General features: G+C 34.6%; 20 protein-coding genes and 5 tRNA genes. 23 read left to right on the forward strand and 2 right to left on the reverse strand.

The window, feature by feature from the left end; all coding sequences use genetic code 11:
- On the reverse strand, positions 1-1,221 hold a 1,221-nt coding region (locus AB8B52_RS12155), incomplete at its 3' end, for an exo-beta-N-acetylmuramidase NamZ domain-containing protein (protein WP_406028494.1).
- A 9-nt stretch (positions 1,222-1,230) separates the two neighbouring features.
- On the opposite strand from AB8B52_RS12155, the gene AB8B52_RS12160 reads away from it, so the two are divergent.
- The 3 genes from AB8B52_RS12160 (at position 1,231) to AB8B52_RS12170 (ending at position 5,414) form a co-directional block, all read left to right on the forward strand.
- Complete coding sequence (locus tag AB8B52_RS12160; protein WP_406028496.1) at positions 1,231-2,463, forward strand: ABC transporter permease; 1,233 nt, start codon at positions 1,231-1,233, stop codon at positions 2,461-2,463.
- Positions 2,464-3,155: 692 nt separating this feature from the next.
- Positions 3,156-4,136 carry a PLP-dependent cysteine synthase family protein gene (locus AB8B52_RS12165; protein WP_406028498.1) on the forward strand — a complete coding sequence of 327 codons (981 nt, stop codon included), beginning with the start codon at positions 3,156-3,158 and terminating at the stop codon, positions 4,134-4,136.
- A gap of 210 nt (positions 4,137-4,346) precedes the next feature.
- Positions 4,347-5,414 (forward strand): methyltransferase, encoded by a 1,068-nt coding sequence (locus AB8B52_RS12170; RefSeq protein ID WP_406028500.1) that lies wholly within the window; start codon positions 4,347-4,349, stop codon positions 5,412-5,414.
- Positions 5,415-5,483: 69 nt separating this feature from the next.
- Here the strand turns inward: AB8B52_RS12170 and AB8B52_RS12175 are convergent, their stop codons facing one another.
- On the reverse strand, positions 5,484-6,200 hold the full coding sequence (locus tag AB8B52_RS12175) for a TlpA family protein disulfide reductase (RefSeq protein WP_406028502.1): 717 nt from the start codon (positions 6,198-6,200) through the stop codon (positions 5,484-5,486).
- Between the two features lie 108 nt (positions 6,201-6,308).
- On the opposite strand from AB8B52_RS12175, the gene AB8B52_RS12180 reads away from it, so the two are divergent.
- From AB8B52_RS12180 to rplL, 20 genes are all read left to right on the forward strand, one after another.
- A complete protein-coding gene (locus AB8B52_RS12180; RefSeq protein ID WP_406028503.1) occupies positions 6,309-7,583 on the forward strand; it encodes a DUF2851 family protein in 1,275 nt (424 codons plus the stop codon).
- 12 nt (positions 7,584-7,595) lie between these two features.
- Positions 7,596-7,823: a PspC domain-containing protein gene (locus tag AB8B52_RS12185; protein ID WP_406028505.1), complete on the forward strand. Its 228-nt coding sequence runs from the start codon at positions 7,596-7,598 to the stop codon at positions 7,821-7,823.
- Between the two features lie 14 nt (positions 7,824-7,837).
- Positions 7,838-8,863, forward strand: coding sequence for a potassium channel family protein (locus AB8B52_RS12190; protein WP_406028507.1), 1,026 nt, complete (start codon positions 7,838-7,840; stop codon positions 8,861-8,863).
- Positions 8,864-9,113: 250 nt separating this feature from the next.
- Complete coding sequence (locus tag AB8B52_RS12195) at positions 9,114-10,709, forward strand: alanine/glycine:cation symporter family protein (protein WP_406028509.1); 1,596 nt, start codon at positions 9,114-9,116, stop codon at positions 10,707-10,709.
- 19 nt (positions 10,710-10,728) lie between these two features.
- Positions 10,729-11,604 carry a ComEA family DNA-binding protein gene (locus AB8B52_RS12200; protein ID WP_406028511.1) on the forward strand — a complete coding sequence of 292 codons (876 nt, stop codon included), beginning with the start codon at positions 10,729-10,731 and terminating at the stop codon, positions 11,602-11,604.
- A 13-nt stretch (positions 11,605-11,617) separates the two neighbouring features.
- Positions 11,618-12,784: an acyl-CoA dehydrogenase family protein gene (locus tag AB8B52_RS12205; protein ID WP_406028513.1), complete on the forward strand. Its 1,167-nt coding sequence runs from the start codon at positions 11,618-11,620 to the stop codon at positions 12,782-12,784.
- 113 nt (positions 12,785-12,897) lie between these two features.
- Positions 12,898-13,788, forward strand: coding sequence for a tyrosine-type recombinase/integrase (locus AB8B52_RS12210; protein WP_406028515.1), 891 nt, complete (start codon positions 12,898-12,900; stop codon positions 13,786-13,788).
- A 78-nt stretch (positions 13,789-13,866) separates the two neighbouring features.
- The gene (gene hpf, locus AB8B52_RS12215) at positions 13,867-14,169 is read left to right on the forward strand and encodes a ribosome hibernation-promoting factor, HPF/YfiA family (RefSeq protein ID WP_406028516.1); all 303 of its coding nucleotides are present in this window, start codon (positions 13,867-13,869) and stop codon (positions 14,167-14,169) included.
- 114 nt (positions 14,170-14,283) lie between these two features.
- Positions 14,284-14,357 (forward strand) — tRNA-Thr (locus AB8B52_RS12220).
- Positions 14,358-14,465: 108 nt separating this feature from the next.
- A tRNA-Tyr gene (locus AB8B52_RS12225) sits at positions 14,466-14,547 on the forward strand.
- A gap of 257 nt (positions 14,548-14,804) precedes the next feature.
- A tRNA-Gly gene (locus AB8B52_RS12230) sits at positions 14,805-14,877 on the forward strand.
- 69 nt (positions 14,878-14,946) lie between these two features.
- Positions 14,947-15,018 (forward strand) — tRNA-Thr (locus tag AB8B52_RS12235).
- Between the two features lie 69 nt (positions 15,019-15,087).
- Positions 15,088-16,275 (forward strand): elongation factor Tu, encoded by a 1,188-nt coding sequence (tuf, locus tag AB8B52_RS12240; RefSeq protein WP_406028518.1) that lies wholly within the window; start codon positions 15,088-15,090, stop codon positions 16,273-16,275.
- Positions 16,276-16,501: 226 nt separating this feature from the next.
- A tRNA-Trp gene (locus AB8B52_RS12245) sits at positions 16,502-16,574 on the forward strand.
- Positions 16,575-16,652: 78 nt separating this feature from the next.
- The gene (gene secE, locus AB8B52_RS12250) at positions 16,653-16,847 is read left to right on the forward strand and encodes a preprotein translocase subunit SecE (protein WP_406028520.1); all 195 of its coding nucleotides are present in this window, start codon (positions 16,653-16,655) and stop codon (positions 16,845-16,847) included.
- Positions 16,848-16,865: 18 nt separating this feature from the next.
- The gene (gene nusG / locus AB8B52_RS12255; protein ID WP_406028522.1) at positions 16,866-17,411 is read left to right on the forward strand and encodes a transcription termination/antitermination protein NusG; all 546 of its coding nucleotides are present in this window, start codon (positions 16,866-16,868) and stop codon (positions 17,409-17,411) included.
- 69 nt (positions 17,412-17,480) lie between these two features.
- On the forward strand, positions 17,481-17,921 hold the full coding sequence (gene rplK, locus AB8B52_RS12260; RefSeq protein WP_406028524.1) for a 50S ribosomal protein L11: 441 nt from the start codon (positions 17,481-17,483) through the stop codon (positions 17,919-17,921).
- 10 nt (positions 17,922-17,931) lie between these two features.
- Positions 17,932-18,621 (forward strand): 50S ribosomal protein L1, encoded by a 690-nt coding sequence (rplA, locus tag AB8B52_RS12265; protein ID WP_406028526.1) that lies wholly within the window; start codon positions 17,932-17,934, stop codon positions 18,619-18,621.
- 19 nt (positions 18,622-18,640) lie between these two features.
- Positions 18,641-19,156 carry a 50S ribosomal protein L10 gene (rplJ, locus tag AB8B52_RS12270; protein WP_406028527.1) on the forward strand — a complete coding sequence of 172 codons (516 nt, stop codon included), beginning with the start codon at positions 18,641-18,643 and terminating at the stop codon, positions 19,154-19,156.
- Positions 19,157-19,223: 67 nt separating this feature from the next.
- Positions 19,224-19,598, forward strand: coding sequence for a 50S ribosomal protein L7/L12 (gene rplL, locus AB8B52_RS12275; RefSeq protein WP_406028529.1), 375 nt, complete (start codon positions 19,224-19,226; stop codon positions 19,596-19,598).
- Positions 19,599-19,686: the final 88 nt, after the last annotated feature.

Raw genomic sequence — 19,686 nt, forward strand, 5'->3', positions numbered from 1 at the left:
GCCTTGATCTAGATTTTGATAGAAATCAAATAAATAAGATAATTCGAGCTGTCCTTGCGATCTGAATTCAGCCAAATCAATCGTTGATAAATCAATTCCAAAACAGTTTTCGCCTTCTAACTTAGGATGCTTAGATCCACCATTCGGTTGTGGTGTAAAACTAAAGTCTACGCCCATTGAATCTATTTTATAATCAGGATGTCCAATCAATTGAAAAGGAGTATCTGTTCCTCGCCCAATACTAACTACAGTTCCTTCAAAAAAGCAAAGACTTGGATATAAATAAACCGAAGCCATATCTGGTAAGTTAGGAGACGGAGCGATTGGCAATTCGTAATATAGGCTATGATCCCAACCCTCGCAAGGTATAATCCGCATGGAACATTCAATTCCACCAGCTAACCATTTTTCACCGTTGATCATTTGCGCATATTCCCCTACTGTCATTCCGTGCACCACAGGAACTTCATGCATTCCTACAAAAGAGGAGAAATCCTCTTTTAGTATGGGTCCATCTACATAATGTCCATTTGGATTTGGTCGGTCCAAAATCATTAGTTTAACACCTTGCTCTGCACAAGCTTCCATGACATTGTGCAAGGTAGAAATGTAGGTGTAAAAACGAACGCCTACATCTTGAATATCAAAAATCATAATATCTACATTTTCGAGCTGTGTTTTGGTTGGTTTTTTATATTTACCATGAAGTGAATGAATAAGTAAACCCGTTTTGGTATCCTTACCATCTTTTACCAATTCACCAGCATCAGCTGTACCTCTAAAGCCGTGCTCTGGTGCAAATACTTTTTTTATATTCACTTTTAACTGCATTAATGAATCAATAAGATGCGTGTAGCTACTGTTTTTGGTTTTCGGTTTACCTTCATCAAAAATTACACTGGTTTGGTTGGCAACCACACCAACACGTTTTCCTTTTAGTAGTGGTAAATACAATTTGGTTCTATTAGCACCGACAATAATTTCTTTTTTTGCTTCGATTGTACTCGGAGAATTTGAAGGTCCTAATGTGTCATTTTGTACTGATGTTAGAGTAGTGTTTAGAACAGCTATAGTTTCAGCTAAAGTGTCTTCAATAACAAGCTCATTATCCTTTGCGTTTCCAGTATCATGAGTCACTCTATGTCCACAAGAAGATGTAAGCAAGCAAATCCCAATAATTATCGAGAATAAAACTGTATTTTTGACAACCTTTAAAAGCATATAGTAGGTTTGAATTTCGAGTTATTTATAGCTAAACGTATAATTGGCAATAAAACGTATAAAAGTAGTGTATCGGCACCAATAATTAAAATTGGTATCGCGGCAATTGCTATTGGCATTATTGTAATGCTTATTGCTATTGCCACAGGATTTGGCTTACAACAAAAAATTAGAGATAAAGTAGTGGCTTTTAATGGTCATATAGAAATCACTAATTACGATACTAATGCGTCAGATGAGTCGCAAGTACCAATCTCTATAAATCAAGAGTTTTATCCAGAATTTAAAGATATTGAAGGGATTAAACACGTGCAAGCTGTTGCTACAAAATTCGCAGTGATTAGAACTGAAACCGATTTTGAAGGCGTCGTAGTAAAAGGAGTAGGATCTGATTTTAATTGGGAGTATTTTGAAGACTTTCTTATCGATGGCAGACTACCTGATTTCACTAAAGAACGAAACGAAGAACTCTTAATTTCTAAATACCTCGCCAATCGATTAGGATTTAAAATAGGTGATAAATTTCAGACGCTTTTTGGGAATCCACTAAATAATAGACCACGAATTCTTACTTATGAAGTTGTTGGTATTTACAATTCAGGTTTTCAGGAACTGGACGAAAAGTTTTGTATTGGCGATATCAGACATATACAAAGACTTAATAAATGGGAAGCCGACCAAATAGGAAATTTTGAGGTTTTTATTGATGATTTCTCTGAGATTGATGAAAAAACGCTAGAAGTTTATAAGGCTATTCCGTCTTTAATGAACGCAAATTCAATAACGAGAAAGCACTACGCTATTTTTGAATGGATCAAGATTTTTGATACAAACACCTACATCATAATTATCATTATGATTATTGTGGCTGGTATAAATATGATTACCGCTTTATTGGTTTTAATCTTGGAGCGTACACAAATGATAGGAATTCTAAAAGCACTAGGAAGTTCTAACTGGACGATTAGAAAAGTGTTTCTCTATAACGCCTCGTATCTCATTGGCTTGGGCCTACTTTGGGGAAACAGTATTGGTATTGGACTTCTGTATATACAAAAGCATTTTAAGCTATTCCCTCTAAATCCAGATACCTATTACGTTACAAATGCACCAGTTTATATCAGTTGGGATTACATCATTTTACTGAATATAGGTACATTTATAGCTTGTTTATTAATGCTTTTAATTCCATCGATAATTATTTCGAAGATTTCGCCAGTAAAGGCCATTCGGTTTGATTGAAAAAAAGAAGCCCCTTTGAGTTTTTGAGTGAATTTTAGTAAAATCGTTTATTTTCCCCAGAGGGGAACAGATGAAGGTTTTTTCTTTATCCTAATTCCTTAAATGTTCTTATTATGTACAATCTCTTTTTTAACAACGATTCCTGCGAATTAGTGAAATTAGTGTCTTTTTTCTTTGTGAACCTTTGTGCCTTCTTGGTGGAGCTTTGTGTTATAATAGCTCTTTAGACTTTCGTTATCATTCCCAGTTAAGGTTTTTAAATTTCCTAGAAGGGAACAGATTAAGATTTTTACTTTGTCATAATCCTTTACATGTTTTTATTTACAGCTTTCTTTTTTTAAATAACGATTCGTGCGAATTCGTGAAATTACTGTCTCTTTTCTTTTTCTTTGTGAACCTTTGTGCCTTCTTGGTGGAGCTTTGTGTTATAATAGCCCTTTAGACTTTTATTATAATTCTCAGTTAAGGCTTTACTTCATACCAACTTATGACTTCTTACTTATTTACAATCTCCTTTTTTTCCGAACAAAGGTTCCTGCCAATTAGTGAAATGAGTCTCTCTCTTTCTTTATATAATTTCGTGAAACACCTCCCAAAACAAATCAAACAATTTCAACGTCACCTAGAAATATTAAAACCTAGCATTTTCATTCCATAACAATTAGTGTAACTTTGCCATCTGAAAAAATAATATGGATTACGTAGAAAATATATTAGGTACCATCGGTAACACACCATTAGTTAAAATGAATAAACTGGTGGAAGACTTACCCTGTTTAGTCCTCGCTAAATACGAAACCTTTAACCCAGGCAATTCCGTAAAAGACCGTATGGCTTTGCAAATGATTGAAGATGCAGAAGCAGATGGCCGTTTAAAACCAGGAGGAACCATCATTGAAGGTACCTCTGGAAACACAGGAATGGGATTAGCATTGGCAGCCATTGTAAAAGGCTATAAATGTATTTTTGTAATGGCAGACAAACAGTCTAAAGAAAAAGTAGATATCCTTAAAGCGGTTGGTGCTGAAGTTGTGGTTTGTCCAACTGCGGTAGAGCCAGATGATCCAAGAAGTTATTATTCGGTATCTAAGCGTTTGGGAGAAGAAACACCAAATTCTTGGTATGTGAATCAATACGATAATCCAAGCAATTGTAAAGCTCATTTTTTAAGTACAGGACCAGAGATTTGGGAACAAACCGACGGTAAAATCACACATTTTGTGGTTGGTGTAGGTACAGGAGGTACAATATCTGGAGTAGGGAGTTATTTGAAAATGAAAAATCCTAATGTAAAAATTTGGGGAGTCGATACTTATGGTTCGGTCTTTAAGAAATATCACGAAACTGGTATTTTTGATGAGAATGAAATCTATCCATACGTTACCGAAGGTATTGGTGAAGATATTTTACCATTAAATGTAAATTTTGGAGTTATTGATGGATTTACCAAAGTGACTGATAAAGATGCCTGTGTGTATACGCAGCGTTTGGCAAAAGAAGAAGGTATGTTTTTAGGAAACTCAGCTGGCTCAGCAATAAAAGGGGTCTTACAATTAAAAGAACATTTTAAACCAGAAGATGTGGTGGTGGTTTTATTTCACGATCACGGAAGTCGTTATATCGGAAAAATGTTTAATGACGATTGGATGCGCGAAATGGGTTATATCGAATAGAGCCGTCATACCGAGCGCAGTCGAAGTGCTCATCATAAAAACGAAAATCCTGACTAACACTCAGGATTTTTTTTATCGACGTCATTGCGAGAGGAACGAAGCAATCTGTTAATTATTTAGTTACAAATTTTAAGACTATTATGTTATACTTCATTTTTGATATTTAACCTAATACCCAAAACCCTACCTTTACCAAAAGTAAACAATCCTATGATTTCTGATTTAAAACCGAACAAGCCAGAACCAATCTCAATTCCGAATGAAATCGCTATTTTCAATCGTGGAGCTGATGTTGATTTAACCATTAAAATTCTAGAAGCAGGCAAGTTGGTGTTAATCACAGAATTCTACAATAATGGTGCTGTACTTTTAAAAGAATTACAGAATTATTTACATATAAAACTGCCTAATAAATCTTTTAAAGAGCAGCGTGAATATAGGTCTGCATATCAAAAATTGTCTAATCTTATTGTTATAGAAATTGTAAATCATCAATTAGAGGTCAAAAAAGCACCAGCCATTGGTTGGTTTGAAAAGCTGTATCCTGAAACCAAAGATTTCTTATTAACACTACCACAAGTACAAGGATTAAATAGTGCTTGGCAATGGTATCAAAACGGTATTTCAATTCCGACCTTACGAAATAAAATTCATCCATATTACGGAGTGTATTTCCCAACGCGGTTTGAGCATTTAGAATTATTTGATAATTGGCTAAAACGTTACGATGGCTCTAAAAAATCAGCCATTGATGTTGGCATTGGTAGTGGAATTTTAGCCTTACAATTAGTTAAGCACGGATTTCAAAAAGTATTTGGTACAGATACCAATCCCAATGCTATAGTTGGTTTAAAAGAATCCATGGGCACAACAAAACTTTCCCGAAAAATAGAATTAGACTTTGCATCGCTTTTCGGAAAGTGGAACAAACCAAGCGAACTGATTGTTTTTAATCCGCCTTGGTTACCAGAATTGCGCAGCTCAGACCATTTAGATGAAGCTATTTATTATAACAAAACCTTATTTAACGATTTCTTTGAAGCCGCAAAAGAACGCTTATTACCAGATGGGAAGTTAGTACTCATCTTCTCAAATTTAGCTCAAATTACAGGTGTAGCGAAAACAAACCCAATTGAACAGGAAATAGCAGAAGGAGGACGCTTTAAACTAGAGCGCTGTTTTACAAAAAACGTAAAAAAGGCTTCTGAAAAAACGAAGCGTGATGCACATTGGCGAAATGATGAAGTGGTTGAGCTTTGGGTTTTGGTGCATAAATAGACGCTAAATACCAATAGGTGTTTATGGGTTTCTGTTATTGTAAGGACTAAAGACGTAGCAATTTGTTTTCTAATCAGCTTTTAATGCAGTCTCAATCATACGTTCAATATGTTCTCCAATTTCGGAAAAACCACCAGTTATAGAATCTGCGATTTTACCGTCCTTGCCAATGACCATATTTGTTGGATAACTATTCACACTAAAATAAGAAATTGTAGTCCTGTCTCCAGCCACTACAGGGTAATTGATAGGATGCTTTTTTAAAAAGGCTTCAACTTTATCTTTGGCGTCAAATGTAATCGACGCAAAAACAACGTTTTCATTGTCTTTATATTTGTCATAAACCTTATTTAATTCAGGTATTTCTGCAACAAACGGTTTACAAGCTATAAACCAAAAATTAAGCACTACAACTTTACCTTTAGTGACTTCAGAAGTTACGGTGTTCCCATTAATATCAGTAAGAGTTAATGCTTTGGCATCTTTACCGTTCATATTTGGTATTGATGAATTTGCTTTCATTTGTGCCGAAATCATCTTTTTTATTTGTTCTTTTTCTTCTGCGGAACTTTTTCTTAATTGTATATAATCGTTCCCTTTATCATCAGTTTTTTGGTTTATCATCCAATCTCCTGTACCCATCATTTTTGAGAAAGCCATAAGGTCTATGGTTTTTCCTTCTTCATCTTTGATGATAGTTTTTTCATCGATTTTGAGATTTTGTGCTTCTATAGTTTGAAGATTTAAACCTATAAAAATGAGTAATATTAAAATAATTCTTTTCATGATAAACTTTAGTTAACTGTTTCTTGAATGTCAAAGATGAATTAAAATAAATTTGAATACAAATAATTATGACTATCAAGTTTAGAGGATATTTTCTATTTTAGTAAAATGCAAGAAGATTTCCTCCATTACATCTGGAAACATAAAGCCTTCGATTCGTCCAAGTTAAAAACAACAAAAGACGAAACGGTAAGCATTATTAATCTAGGGCAGCACAATCATAATGCTGGTCCGGATTTCTTCAATGCACAACTGCATATTGCCGATCAGCATTGGGCTGGTAACGTGGAAATTCATATTAAATCTTCGGATTGGTATGTGCATAATCACGAAAATGATAAAGCCTACGATAACGTCATTCTGCACGTGGTTTGGGAACACGATACTGAAATTTTTAGAAAAGATAATTCCGAGATTCCCACACTAGAATTAAAACACTACGTCAATAAAAATTTAGTTCATAATTACCAACAGCTTATACAATCAAAATCTTGGATCAATTGTGAAACTAACTTTCCTGAAGTTGATAATTTTCTACTCAATAATTGGTTAGAACGCTTATATATTGAACGATTAGAACAGAAATCTAAAACGATTGAAGAGTTGCTAGAAACTTTAAATAACGATTGGGAAGCCGTTTTGTGTAAAATGTTGTTAAAAAACTTCGGACTCAAAGTAAACGGAGAGCCTTTTTTAAGTTTGGCAAATTCGTTTGATTTTTCAGTATTAAGAAAGCTTCAAACTGATGTTTTAAATGTGGAAGCTTTACTATTTGGGCAATCAAGTTTACTTGACACTGATACTGTTGAAGATGCTTATTATAAAGATTTACAGAATCGTTATGGATTTTTAAAACAAAAATTTAAGTTAGAAAATCAGGGAGTGTTGCCCTTACAATTTTTTAGACTGCGACCGCCAAATTTTCCAACCATTCGTTTATCGCAATTTGCTAATTTATATACTTTAGAACCGAACTTGTTTTCAAAAATAATGCAGCTCAACACACGCAACGATTTTTATAAGCTGTTCAATAAAGGAGTTACCAGTTTTTGGATGTCGCACTACACATTTGCTAAACCTTCAAAAACATCTAAAAAAGCTTTAACAAAGGCGTTTATAGATTTATTGATTATTAATACTATAATTCCTCTGAAGTTCAGTTATGCAAAAGCGCAGGGTAAATCCGCAGAAGATGTTATTTTTAAATTAATAAAGGCGATTAAAATTGAGAACAATAGTATTATCTCTAAGTTTTTAGAACTAAAACCTATGGAAAAGCATGCCTTAAGTTCGCAAGGATTACTACAATTAAAACAACATTATTGCGATAAAAATAACTGTTTACAATGTGCTGTTGGTAATAGCTTAATCGTTAAAAATTAAGTAACTTGCCCTATGAAATGGTTCTATTTATTATTACTATATTTTCAAAAACGTGGCTATTATGTTTGTCAACGTATTGCGGATCGTTTGGGCATTAGAGCAAAAATTGTAAGAACATCATTTATGTATCTCACCTTTGTAACCGTTGGCTTCGGTTTTGCTGTATATTTGTTCTTGGCGTTTTGGATGCGAATTAAAGATATCATTTACACAAAACGCTCTTCAGTTTTCGACTTGTAATACCATTCATAAAAATGAACAATGCCATTATAAGACTTTTTAGATCTAAAATATATACAGCGGTTATTCTTCTTCTTATCGTTTTGTGTATTGGAGTATTGGGTTACAGGTTTATTTCAGGATATGATTGGCTAGATGCGGTTTATATGACCGTAATTACAATCACCACAGTTGGTTTTGCTGAGGTAAATCCGCTAGACACACAATCTAAAATTTTCACCATTTTTCTTATTTTAGCAAGTGTGGTTATCGTTGGTTATGCCATTACTATAATTACAGAATATATTTTGAGCAAAAATAATTTTGAAGACATAAAACAACGTAAGATGCAAAAGAAAATTGATGCTATGAACAACCATATTATCATTTGTGGTTTTGGACGTAATGGAAGGCAAGCCGCCAAAAAATTAGAAGATTACGGAAAATCTTATGTCATTATTGAGCGCGATAAAGACACCATAGAAAAATTACAGGAGGAAGGTATACCTTTTGTTTTTGGAAATGCAAATGAAGATGAAGTGCTTCGTGAAGCTGGTATAGATAAAGCAAGCACGCTTATTAGTGCGTTGCCAAGTGATGCGGATAATTTATTTGTAGTGCTGTCGGCAAGACAAATCAATGCAAATCTGAAAATAATTAGCAGAGCCTCACAAGAAACCTCGTATAATAAATTGAAGTTGGCAGGTGCCAATAATGTCATTCTGCCAGACAGAATTGGTGGAGATCATATGGCGTCGTTAGTTGTGATTCCTGATTTAGTAGAATTTATAGATAATTTAGGTATTGTCGGAGAACACAACATTAATATTGAAGAAGTAAAGGTAGAGCAACTGTATAACACACGGCAAGTACAAACCATTAGAGATTTAGATTTACGTCAAAAATCAGGCTGCACAGTGATTGGTTTTAAAGATGATAAAGGCGAATATATTGTAAATCCTGAAGCAAATACCAAATTGGTACCCGGTTCTAAGATCATTGTTTTAGGACGACCAGAACAAATACAGCAGTTAAATTCTGAATTTAATATAGAACAATAGACCATTCCTTATTTAAAATATCTTTATAATCTGAAACTATAGAACCTAACATAGATTTTTTTTTGAAGTTGTATGACTTTCAAAAAATAGGAGTGGCTTTTGAAATGCAAATTCTGAATGATAAAACAGTACATTAAATAGATGCGTTTTAATGGGCTATTTAGGAATTTAGTTGATGTCATGCTTTAAAAACTCAGTTTTTTTTAGCATCTTGTCGTTTCTAATCAAAAACTAACTAATAATACGACACATGAAGAAATATCTTCTATCATTTTTTGCTATTTTATTACCCTTACTCAATTTTGCTCAAGAAGCTGAAAAAGGAATTGATCAGATTATAGATGAAAAATTTGGTTGGGCAACAGGATGGTTTGTCGAGGCTATTTTTTATCAAATTCCGTTTACAGATACCATAAGTGTGTATTGGGTATTATTCCCTTTAATTTTAGGAGCTGTTTACTTTACATTTTATTTTAATTTTATAAATTTTAGAGGCTTTCTAACGTCAATAAATATCGTAAGAGGTAAATACGATCATTTAGATGAAGACGAACCAGAATTAGCTGTAGCAGGAGATGCTACACCAGGTGGCGATGCTATTGAAACTATAAAAGTTGAAAATCACGAAGGGGAAGTGAGTCACTTTCAAGCTTTAACAGCAGCCTTATCTGCCACAGTAGGTTTAGGTAATATTGCAGGTGTTGCTATTGCAGTTTCCATTGGTGGTGCTGGTGCAACATTTTGGATGATTATTGCTGGATTCCTAGGTATGGCATCCAAATTTGTAGAATGTACACTCGGTGTAAAATATAGAGATATTGAAGATGATGGTACCGTATATGGTGGACCCATGTATTACTTAACCAAAGGGTTAAAATCTAAAGGTATGGGAGGCTTAGGAAAAGTCCTCGCCTTCTTTTTTGCCATTTTTGTAATCGGTGGTTCTTTTGGTGGTGGAAATATGTTTCAAGTTAATCAAGCCTTTCAACTCGTTGAAAATATTACTGGTGGTGAACAATCTTTTCTTCACGGATACGGTTGGGCATTTGGTTTAGTAATGGCAGTCCTTGTCGGTATTGTAATTATTGGCGGAATTAAAAAAATTGCGAAAGTAACGGATAAGATTGTGCCATTTATGGTCGCTATATATGTTGCAGCCGCTTTATTTGTAATCTTTTCAAAATACGACATGATTGGTAGTGCATTTGCAGCTATTTGGAACGGAGCTTTTAGTCCAGAAGGTATCGCAGGTGGTGCCGTAGGTGTTTTAATTCAAGGATTTAGACGTGCAGCGTTCTCAAACGAAGCTGGTATTGGTTCTGCTTCTATTGCGCATTCAGCCGTAAAAACAAAATATGCTGCTAGTGAAGGTATGGTGGCCTTATTAGAACCTTTTATAGATACGGTTGTGGTTTGTACAATGACAGCTTTGGTTTTAATTATTACAGGTTTTGTAGATCCATTGAATCCGCCAGCTAATGACGCTCAAGCCATCTTGTTAACATCTAGTGCTTTTGAATCTTCAATCTCTTGGTTTCCATATGTACTAACAGTTGCAGTTGTTTTATTTGCATTTAGTTCTATGATTTCTTGGTCTTATTATGGTTTTCAAGGTTGGTCTTATTTATTCGGAAGGTCTAAAAAAACAGAATACACATATAAAGTGATTTTTTGTATTTTCGTTGTGATAGGTGCAGCAGCAAGTTTAGGTTCTGTAATTGGGTTCTCAGATGCCATGGTTTTTGCCATGATGGTCCCTAATATGGTAGGTCTAATTTTATTAGCGCCAAAGGTGAAAGAAGAATTAAAAAAATATAAAGACGCTATAAAAGAAAGAAGTGTCTAACTGATTTAAATTTTGTTATATGATTTCCCATTTCCAGTTTTCTAATAAACAGCGGAATGGGATTTTTTTATTGCTACTGATTATTATAAGCTTACAATGCATTTATTGGTTTGTTGATTTTAGTAAAGATGTAGTTCTTGATAATAACGAAGAATTAAATGCATTTAGAAAAGAACTAGATTCACTTCGTTTAGTTGAAATTGAAAATAGAAAACCAAAAATCTACCCTTTCAATCCAAATTATATTACAGATTATAAAGGTTATACCCTAGGTATGTCAAATAACGAAATTGATAGATTACATCAATTTAGGGCGACTAATAAATGGGTGAATTCAGCAAAGGAGTTTCAAAACGTGACTAGAGTTTCAGATTCCCTCTTGGCTGCGATCTCTCCATACTTTAAATTTCCAGAGTGGGTAACTAATCCAAAACCAAAATCTCAAGGCTATTCTAATGTGTATTCAACTGCAACAAAACCAAAAACCTATGCTCAAAAAGTAGATCTGAATACAGCAACGGCAAGTCAATTGAAAAAAGTTTACGGAGTTGGCGAAAAGCTTTCAGAACGTATTATAAAGGAAAGAAATAAATTTAAAAACGGTTTTGTTGCTGATATTGAACTTACTGAAGTTTGGGGATTATCTCCAGAAGTAATTGAGCGTATTAAAAACGACTTTACTGTTAAAACACCAAGAGCGATTAAAACGTTTAATGTCAATACCGCTACAAGAGATGAATTGGTCACTATTCCTTATGTCGATTACGAAATAGCACACCGTATTATTGAGACACGCACGTTAAGAGATGGCTTTATATCTTTAGAAGATTTAACAAAAGTTGAAGATTTCCCTACCAACAAGATCGAGATAATTAAGTTATATTTGCATTTATAACTAATAGAAGCACATGTCTAAATTATATTTTACTGAAGAGCATAACTTATTTAGAGAAAGTCTTAGAGATTTCTTACAAAAAGAGGTAGTGCCACATATCGATAAGTGGGAAGAAACAGGTCATATAGAGCGTTTCATCTGGAAAAAATTCGGAGATATGGGTTACTTCGGTTTGGCTACACCAGAAGCTTATGGTGGTTTAGATTTAGATTTATTTTATACCATTATTTTCCTCGAAGAAATGCAACGCATTAATTCTGGTGGTTTTGCTGCAGCAATGTGGGCACATGCGTATTTAGCAATGACGCATTTAAATAAGGAAGGAAATCACGAACAAAAAGAAAAATATTTAACTCCAAGCGCATTAGGTGATGCCATAGGTTGTCTATGTATTACAGAACCTTTTGGTGGAAGTGACGTAGCAGGTATGCGAACCACAGCAGTTAAAAAAGGGGATACCTATGTTATTAATGGTTCTAAAACATTTATTACAAATGGTGTATATAGCGACTACTTAATTGTAGCAGCTAAAACAAGTCCTGAATTAGGAAATAAAGGCATCAGTATTTTTATATTAGATAGAGATATGCCTGGGATTTCTGCGACTAAATTAGATAAGTTAGGTTGGAGAGCTTCAGATACTGGTGAAATTGCCTTTAGTGATGTGGTGATTCCTGCGTCTAATTTAATGGGTGAAGAAAATCAAGGCTTTCCATATATTATGCAACACTTCGCTTTAGAGCGTTTAATTATGGGAGTTAATGGGCATGCTAGAGCCGAGTATGCTTTAGAATATGCAAAACAATACATGTCCGAAAGAACTGCGTTTGGTAGAACTATAGACAAGTTTCAAGCGTTAAGACACACGTATGCAGATTGCGAAACACAAATGGAAATCTGCAAGCAATTCAATTATTACGTAGCCAAGCGTTTAGATATGGGAGATTATATGGTAAAAGAAGCGACCATGTCTAAGTTACAATCTACAAAAATGGCGGATGATGTAATTTATCAATGTCTTCAATTTTTAGGAGGTTATGGTTATATGGAAGAATATCCATTAGCCAGAATGTCTAGAGATAGTCGTTTAGGGCCAATTGGTGGTGGTACCTCAGAGATACTTAAAGAAATCATTGCAAAGATGGTTCTTGATAATAAAGATTATAAGCCTGCGACGTAATGCAGTTTCAAATTATAAATTAAAATCCTGCCATGATGCAGGATTTTTTTTGCCTAAAAATAAGCTTTACGGATAACTAATTCTTATATTTAAAATTCGTCAAATAAACGATTATGAGCCTTCAAGCTTTTTCAGACTATCTAATCTTAGAAAAGACTTATTCTAAACATACCGTTTTGGCATACTCAAAGGATATTGAAAGTTTTCGAGACTTCCTGAAGGAACATCATAATAACGAAAATTTAGAAGACGTTGGGTATTCAGAAATAAGACAATGGATTGTTGAGTTGGTGGATGCTAATATTTCAAACCGAACCGTTAATAGAAAAGTATCGTCTCTAAATACCTATTATAAATATCTGCTCAAAATTGAAGCTATTCAAGTTAATCCCTTAAAAAAACATAAAGCTTTAAAAGTAGGGAAGAAGGTGCAATTGCCGTTTTCAGAACAGGAATTAAAAACGGTATTAGAAACATCTATTGAGGTGGATGACTTTGAAAGTGCAAGAAACCACCTCATAATTGAGTTGTTTTATGCCACAGGAATTAGACGCATAGAGCTTGTAAATTTAAAGATACACGATATTGATAAAAGTAACCATCAAATTAAAGTACTAGGGAAACGCAACAAAGAACGTTACATTCCTTTAATAAAGCGATTGGCAGGAGCTTTAAATACGTATTTAATTTACAGAAATAATTTATCTGTCATTGAAGATCAAGAGATATTATTTTTAACAAAAAAAGGAGTTAAGATATACGAAAAACTTGTTTACAGAATAATAAATAAGTACTTTAGTGATGTGTCTTCAAAAGCAAAATGTAGTCCTCATGTTCTAAGACATTCGTTTGCGACGCACTTATTAAATCAAGGTGCCGACCTAAATGCAGTAAAAGAACTATTGGGTCATACCAGTTTAGCAGCAACACAAGTTTATACACACAACAGTATTGCAGAATTGAAAAAAGTATATGCTAAGACGCATCCTAGAAATCAAAAGTAAGTTTTGGTTTCATAATTTATAAATCGAAGTTAAAGCCAAAATAGGTTTAACAGATATGTTCAATTTAAAATATAATAGATGAAAGTAAACACACAATCCGTAAATTTTACAGCAGACAGCAGTTTAATTGATTTCATTCAAAAACGAATGGATAAGCTCGATATGTTTTACGACAAAATAATTCAGTCAGACGTGTATTTAAAAGTTGAAAATACAAGTGACAAAGAAAATAAAATATTTGAAGCTAAAGTAAGCGTTCCAGGCGATAGCTTTGTAGTAAAGAAACAATGTAAAACTTTCGAAGAAGGTGCTGATGCAGCTGTTGCCTCCTTAGGAAGACAAATCAAAAAACGAAAAGAAAAATTAAGAGCACATAGTTAGGTAAAATTTTTTAAAAATTGTTTTGAATAAATAAATAAAACATTACATTTGCAGTCCGTTAGACATAGCGGACTTTTTTATGGTCCCTTTTAGAGCTAAAAAAAGGAATAAAAAGCCGATGTAGCTCAGCTGGCTAGAGCAGCTGATTTGTAATCAGCAGGTCGTGGGTTCGAGTCCCTCCATCGGCTCTTTAAATTTCTGCGCAGGCAGAAATCTCAATGATAAAATTGAGAACGTTAATTGAAATTTTTGAACTAAAACTTTTGAACATTGCGTTTGAAGTTTTTAGATTATTTGGGGAGATACTCAAGCGGCCAACGAGGACAGACTGTAAATCTGTTGGTTTCACCTTCGCAGGTTCGAATCCTGCTCTCCCCACAAACAATTTTTAACAAGGAGTTGTCAAAAGCTTGCTTTTGTGAAACTGCGTTTAAAAATTGTTTGGATTGGGTCACCAATCCATGATCACCAACCAAAGGGAAGGTGATCTAAAATCGTCTAGCAAAGCGAGGTAATGCTCCATGAAGAATTAAATGTTGAAATCAGCATTAATTATCATAAAGTATTAACCTAAGAGTGCTAAGTTAGATTTTGAAATATTGAAACCACTCAAAATGTAAAAGTTTTGATAAAATGCGAGAGTAGCTCAGTTGGTAGAGCGTCAGCCTTCCAAGCTGAATGTCGCCGGTTCGAACCCGGTCTCTCGCTCTAAAATTTACGAGTTAAGACACACGGTTTACGAATCGTGAATTATTAATCGGCAATCGTAAATCAATTGCCGGTGTAGCTCAGGGGTAGAGCGTTTCCTTGGTAAGGAAGAGGTCACGAGTTCAAATCTCGTCATTGGCTCTTTTTTCTAAGATTAATTAGAATTAACAATTGAACACTAATATTAAACAAGAATAAAATAAATTAAACATGGCAAAGGCAACTTTCGATCGTTCAAAACCACACCTTAACATTGGTACTATTGGACACGTAGATCACGGTAAAACAACTTTAACTGCTGCTATTACTAAAGTATTAGCTGATGCAGGTTATTCTGAAGCAAGATCATTTGATCAAATTGATAACGCACCAGAAGAAAAAGAAAGAGGTATCACAATTAATACATCACACGTAGAATACGCAACATTAAATCGTCATTACGCTCACGTTGACTGTCCAGGTCACGCGGATTACGTAAAGAACATGGTTACTGGTGCTGCTCAAATGGATGGTGCTATTTTAGTGGTTGCTGCAACAGATGGTCCTATGCCACAAACACGTGAGCACATATTATTAGGTCGTCAAGTAGGAATTCCTCGTATGGTTGTATTCATGAATAAAGTGGATATGGTTGATGATGAAGAGTTGTTAGAGCTTGTAGATATGGAAATTAGAGATTTATTATCATTCTATGAATATGATGGTGATAATGGACCTGTAATTGCTGGTTCTGCTTTAGGTGCACTTAATGGTGAGCAAAAGTGGGTTGATACAGTTTTAGAATTAATGGAAGCTGTTGATAACTGGATTGAAGAGCCGTTAAGAGAAGTTGATAAAGATTTCTTAATGCCTATTGAAGATGTATTCTCTATTACTGGTCGTGGAACTGTTGCTACAGGTCGTATCGAAACTGGTGTAGCTAATACAGGTGATCCTGTTGAGATCATTGGTATGGGTGCTGAAAAGCTAACATCAACTGTAACTGGTATTGAAATGTTCCGTCAAATCCTTGATAGAGGTGAGGCTGGTGATAATGCTGGTATTTTATTAAGAGGTATAGAAAAGTCACAAATCTCTAGAGGTATGGTGATTTGTAAGCCAGGTTCTGTAACACCACACGCTAAATTTAAAGCTGAGGTTTACGTTCTTAAGAAAGAAGAAGGTGGTCGTCACACGCCATTCCATAATAACTACCGTCCACAGTTCTACGTTCGTACAACGGATGTAACTGGAAACATTGCGCTTCCTGATGGTGTTGAAATGGTTATGCCTGGTGATAACTTAACAATAACTGTAGAGTTGATTCAGCCAATTGCAATGAATATTGGTTTACGTTTCGCTATCCGTGAGGGTGGAAGAACTGTAGGTGCTGGTCAGGTTACTGAGATTTTAGACTAAACAATTTAGTTCAATATATAATTAAGGTGTCTCGATAATTCGGGACGCCTTGATTATTGTTTACGGGTTTAGCTTATTTCGATAGTTTTCGAATGGTATAGCAAAGACTCTAATGCGGGTTTAGCTCAGTTGGTAGCGCGCTCAGACGTGGCAAAACCAAATGTGAATCCAAATAGGAATTGAAAGTTTTGGGATTTGTAGTTTAAATCTTGGAATTTTTAAAAATACGGGTTTAGCTCAGTTGGTAGAGCACTGGTCTCCAAAACCAGGTGTCGTGAGTTCGAGTCTCTCAACCCGTGCAAATTAGCATTCTAAATGATATAATAATCTATTAAGAGTGTTAGCTCGAATAAAGTATTAAATAAAGAAATTATCAAATGGCAGGATTAGTAACATATATAAAGGAATCGTTTGAAGAGTTAAAGAACAATGTATCTTGGACTCCTTGGCCAGAAGCGCAAAGGTTAACGATTATTGTAGCTGTGTTTTCTATTATTTTTTCACTTGCTATTTGGGGTGTTGATTCAGCTTTTAGTAAAGCAGTGAAAGGTTATTTTAATATGATTCACTAACAAATATACAAGAAGAGGATGTCTGATAAAAAATGGTATGTTGTTAGAGCGGTAAGTGGTCAAGAAAATAAAATCAAGGCCTACATTGAAAATGAAATTTCAAGATTAGGTTTAAATGATTTTGTTGATCAGGTTTTAGTGCCGACAGAGAAAGTAATTCAAATCCGTAACGGAAAGAAAATACAAAAGGATAAGGTGTATTTTCCAGGTTACATTATGGTTCAGGCTAATTTAAGTGGTGAAATTCCACATATTATAAAGTCTATTACAAATGTAATAGGTTTCTTAGGCGAAACTAAAGGTGGTGATCCTGTGCCATTAAGACAATCTGAGGTTAACAGAATGTTAGGTAAGGTAGATGAGTTATCAGTAGAGGCAGATGCAAATATTGCGATTCCATTTACTAAAGGTGAAACTGTTAAAGTAATCGATGGTCCATTCAATGGATTTGATGGAACTATTGAGAAGATTAATGAAGAAAAGCGTAAGCTAGAAGTGATGGTTAAGATTTTCGGAAGAAAAACTCCATTAGAGTTAAGCTATATGCAAGTAGAGAAAGTATAATAATTGTTACAATAAAGATAGTGTATTATCTAGGCTTCAAAAATAGATAAGCACAATAAACATTAAAAAATGGCAAAAGAAATAGACAAAGTAGTTAAGCTACAAGTTCGGGGAGGTGCTGCGAATCCATCGCCACCGGTAGGACCCGCTTTAGGTGCCGCTGGAGTTAATATCATGGAGTTCTGTAAGCAGTTTAATGCGAGAACTCAAGATAAACCAGGTAAAGTTTTACCTGTGGTCATCTCTGTTTACAAAGACAAATCATTCGATTTTGTAATCAAGACTCCACCAGCAGCAGTACAATTATTAGAAGCGGCCAAACTAAAGAAAGGATCAGGAGAACCAAACCGACGTAAAGTAGCAAAAGTAACTTGGGATCAAGTGAAAACCATTGCTCAAGACAAAATGGTAGATTTAAATGCCTTTGAAATCGGATCAGCTATGAAAATGGTTGCCGGTACAGCAAGATCTATGGGTATCACTGTTAAAGGAGGAGAAGCTCCAAACTAAATTTTTAGAAATGGCAAGATTAACAAAGAAGCAAAAAGAGGCAAGAGCAAAGGTAGATAGCAATAAAATTTACTCTTTGGAAGAAGCTTCAGCTTTACTAAAAGAAATTACTTATACTAAATTTGATGCGTCAATTGATTTGGCAATTAGATTGGGTGTAGACCCACGTAAGGCCAATCAAATGGTTCGTGGTGTAGTTTCATTACCGCATGGTACAGGTAAAGATATGAAGGTTCTTGCGCTTGTAACTCCAGATAAAGAAGAAGAAGCTAAAGCAGCTGGCGCTGATTATGTTGGGTTAGATGAATACTTACAGAAAATAAAAGAAGGTTGGACAGATGTTGACGTTATCGTTACTATGCCAAGCATTATGGGTAAGTTAGGACCATTAGGTAGAGTATTAGGACCAAGAGGTCTTATGCCAAACCCTAAGACTGGTACAGTAACTATGGATGTAGCTAAGGCAGTTGCAGAAGTAAAAGCTGGTAAAATTGATTTTAAAGTAGATAAAACAGGTATTGTACATGCACCAATAGGTAAAGCATCGTTTAGTACTGATAAAATTATTGGCAATGCTCAAGAATTATTATCTACGATAATGAAATTAAAGCCAACGTCGTCAAAAGGTACGTATGTAAAAAGTATTTACATGTCTAGTACTATGAGTCCAAGTATCTCAATTGACACAAAAATAGGATAGTAGTTAAACTAAGAATATTATGACAAGAGAAGAAAAATCCCAAGTAATTGAAGAGTTGACTGCTCAATTAGCAGATAATACAAATATCTATTTAACTGATATTTCTGGATTAAATGCAGTAGCGACTTCAAACTTAAGAAGAGCATGTTTTAAGTCTAACATAAAGTTAGCTGTAGTTAAGAATACACTTTTAGAGAAAGCAATGGAAGCATCCGATAAGGACTTCGGAGATTTGCCTACCATCTTAAAGGGAAATACATCAGTAATGTATTCTGAAACAGGAAATGCCCCTGCTAAAGTAATTAAAGAGTTCCGTAAAAAATCTGAAAAGCCTTTATTGAAAGGTGCATTCATTGAGGAATCTATTTATATCGGTGACGATTTATTAGATGCCTTAGTTGATATTAAGTCGAGAGAAGAGCTTATTGGTGAGATTGTAGGTTTATTACAGTCACCAGCCAAGAATGTTATCTCTGCGCTTAAATCAAGTGGTGGAACAATTGCAGGTATCGTTAAAACACTATCTGAAAGATAAGATAGTTTTACAATTACACACACAATAGAAAAATAAATTATAACACACATTATTAAACATTAGAAAAATGGCAGATTTAAAAGATTTCGCAGAACAATTAGTTAACTTAACAGTAAAAGAAGTTAACGAATTAGCAACTATATTAAAAGATGAGTATGGTATCGAGCCTGCAGCTGCTGCAGTAGCTATGGCTGGTCCTGCTGCTGGTGGTGGAGACGCTGCTGAGGAGCAAACTGAATTTGATGTGATTTTAAAAGCGGCAGGTGGTTCTAAACTAGCTGTAGTAAAATTGGTTAAAGAATTAACTGGTTTAGGTTTAAAAGAAGCAAAAGGTTTAGTTGATGATGCACCAAGTGCAATCAAAGAAGGTGTTTCTAAAGATGAAGCTGAAGGCTTAAAAACTTCTTTAGAAGAAGCTGGAGCTGAGGTTGAGCTTAAGTAAGCTTACCCATTCAACAATATAAGGTTTAGGTTTGTCCCGCATTTTTTTGCGGGATAAGACTTAAACCATTTTGTGTATATAATAGTTA

This window comes from Winogradskyella sp. (genome assembly GCF_045105575.1).
Lineage (GTDB): Bacteria > Bacteroidota > Bacteroidia > Flavobacteriales > Flavobacteriaceae > Winogradskyella.